Origin of the sequence: uncultured Aquimonas sp. (assembly GCF_937888285.1) — a bacterium.
Lineage (GTDB): Bacteria > Pseudomonadota > Gammaproteobacteria > Xanthomonadales > Xanthomonadaceae > Aquimonas.
In genome coordinates this window covers 1-2,933 of sequence record NZ_CALART010000094.1, presented here as the reverse complement: position 1 = coordinate 2,933, position 2,933 = coordinate 1, and the positions used below count along the sequence as shown (strand labels likewise).

At 64.1% G+C, this 2,933-nt stretch carries 1 protein-coding gene; it reads left to right on the top strand.

Annotation, left to right across the window (positions count from 1 at the left end; translation table 11 throughout):
• Positions 1–373 precede the first annotated feature (373 nt).
• On the top strand, positions 374–2,933 hold a 2,560-nt coding region (locus Q0654_RS17360; RefSeq protein ID WP_298856227.1), incomplete at its 3' end, for a hypothetical protein.

Below are 2,933 nucleotides of genomic sequence, written 5' to 3'. Positions count from 1 at the left end.
CGGACTTACACAAATCCGGGATGAGCGGGTCCAAGGGAACTGGGTGGCAAGACAAGTTCGCTAAACGTGTTGCGCTTGATTCTTGAGACCGCCCCCCGTGCGGCCTTGTCGTGCTGCTGGGCTCTTCGAAGACACGACCAACCGGCGGCAACCTTGTTGCGCCCTCCCGTTCACGTAGAGGTGCAGAACAGGCGAAGGCTCCACAACCGTTGGAGCGTGATCTCTCGCAGGGTATGGCAGAGCGGCGTTCGAGAATTCTGCGGCCTTCGAAATCCCCCCGCCGGTTCACAGACGGCAGCGCTGACGAACGAGGGGTGAGGGGCTGGCGAGCGGTCACGCGGTGGAGACGTTCGTTGCACGCGGAGACTGCAGCATGACTGCCAAAGCTGATCCTGCAGACCGCGGGCGCCGCAGCCAGTACGAGGTGCGGCTGCCACGAAAGCTGGCCGGCTTGCTGGTGCCGAGCCTCTCCTGGACGCCGAATCTCGCTGCTGCCCTCCGAACCATCCTCGCCCATCCTCCTGCCGACGCACACTGTTTCACCGCCGTCAGTCGATACAGGGCTGAGCATCTCGCAGCACTCGTTAGACAAAACTCCTCCGGGGACAAACTCACGCTCGAGCACACATTTGACCGCTACAAGCTTGCGGAAACCCTGATCGGCGCGGCCAGCGGCCCCGGGCGGCGATCCAGGGGGGTGCAGACGCTCTTGTGGCTGCTTCTTGAGCTCATCCTGCGCGGCGATATGGCGGAGCACATCGCCCGGCTTGCGAGCAACCTGCGTGGCTCCTTCCGCGCGTCCGACCGTGGTCCGCTTGCCGCGGCCATCGGCGACTGTGCCGGGCTTGAAGAACTGATCGTTCGCATGCGATTTCGACTCGCAGCGGTCGAGAATGCAGGCGCTGACGCAAACGCGCATCCACGCATGGTGGGGGTCAAGAGTTTTGATGATCTCTGGGTGGAGGCGCTCGGCAGGAAATGCGAACTCATCCTCGCTGCTGGGGACGACACCGCAGAGGAAGGGGATGACGAGGACGCGGAAGAGGCTCGCGTGCTGTCTGAGGGTCTGCTGCATCTGGCACCGGAGGAGGACGAGGACGAATCAGAGGATCGGGCCATCTTCGAGGTGGATGCCGAGGTCTACCTGCACTCGCCTGACAAGCAGACTGAGCTCCAGCTAGCAGCGTGGGGTAGGGAACTGTACCGGCGCAGCAGTTCCTCTCTACTGCGGCCTACGGACAATATCTGCCCCGCCCACCTCGTGCAGGGGGAATGGCGAAGGCTTGTGGAGGCTGCGAGGCACGCGTTGGCCGCTGGTGACGCGGAGCTCGTCGAGTTCCATCTGCTGGTACTGCTCGCCATTGAAGCGGGGTTGTCGGATGCCGAGGCGCGCAGCCTGATCTGGGCACGTGCTCACCTGGGTGGGGGTGCGACGCCACGCATCGATGCTCGCCTGCGGGCCTTGATCCGGCCAGACCTGCGACCGCCAGAGGCTTTCGAGCCGAAAGCTGGTGACTCGCGCTGGCAGACGGCATGTGGCTTCGTTGCCTTTCCGTTGAGCCGCGCTGTCTTGGAGATCGGGGTCGGCCTGCGATGGCAGCGATCGAGGCAAGCGCACACGGATCGCAACAACGGACCGCGTCCAGAGGGTTGGCTTCAAACACAAGACCAGCCTCGGCCAGTCAGTGCGGCATTCAGCAAAGTCGGCAACCCTCCAAACGTCACCGCTGCAACATGGAGGCGGCGGCTCGCGGCGCATATCGCCAGCGACCAAGGGACGGATGTTGCGCAGATCGCGCTGGGCGACTCGTTCGGCGTGGGCCATGCTCCCACCTACTACATGGCGTTCGATGTACGCAGCTTTGCGGAGCGGCTGTGTCTCCACACCGAGAGCGTGACTGGTGCGCGGCCCGGCCTACGCTGGAGGGGGCTGGCTCAGGATCTTTTCGCGGGCTCCCGTGTGCGTCCTACGGGGCGCCCTTTGGAGTGCGCTTGGAGGCTGGTTGGTGCGAAGGGAGATCGTGGCCGTGGCCGGCCAGGCACGCGCACATTCGTCACTCAAATGAGGGCGCGTCGGGACGCCCTTGCGATGCATTTGATGCTGGCGACGGGTCATCGGCCGGTCGCCGCCCTGGCAAAACTGAGACTGTCGCAATTCGCGCCGAGTCATGCGCTGGTCGTGCTCTCGGACAAGCAGTCCGACCCCGCTCATCACACCCGAATCGCCAGCACAGGTTGGCGCTTCCAAGGAGCTCTCGAAAGCTACGTTCGAGAGCTTCAGCGGATCGCGTCCTCGCCTGATCTCCGTCGCTTCACGCGGGGCGCGCTGGAGGTTCTGGCGGGGGAAAGACCGCTCTTTGATGCCCCCGCTGACGATGGCGGTTGGCACAGCCTGGAGGTGTCCAACCTCTTGAAGCAGCTTCCCGATGTTTGGCAAAGCTGCAGGAATGTCCACCGGCACATGCTGTGCCAGTGGCTGGGTACCCGCGGCGTGCACCCCGAGCTTCGCCACTTCCAGTTGGGCTGGCTGGCGCACCCGATGCACGCGACCTCGACGGCCTCCCTCCGGCCAGCTACAGCGCTGACGAGGGAGCTTGCCGACTTGATCGACGAATGGCTCGTGGCTTCAGGCTGGGGCGGTGGCGGCGTATCGGGTCGAAACTTCAGGCACTGGGACGGGCCTCTGCTGCTCGATTTCAGCGCCCATGTGCAGCAGCACCTCACGGACTGCCGCGAGGCGCAGGCCAAGCTCGAGGCGAGGCTCTCGGACCGCGATGACGCCCGACTTCCCAACATCCTCGCGCAGCTACAACGAGCGATTAGTGTGGCCAAACTGGGCTTGGACCTCTCGATCCAGGATGGCAATGCCACGCTGATCTCAGAGGGTGTCTACATAATTGGCTACACTTGCGGCACCGTCCGTGAAGTGACAG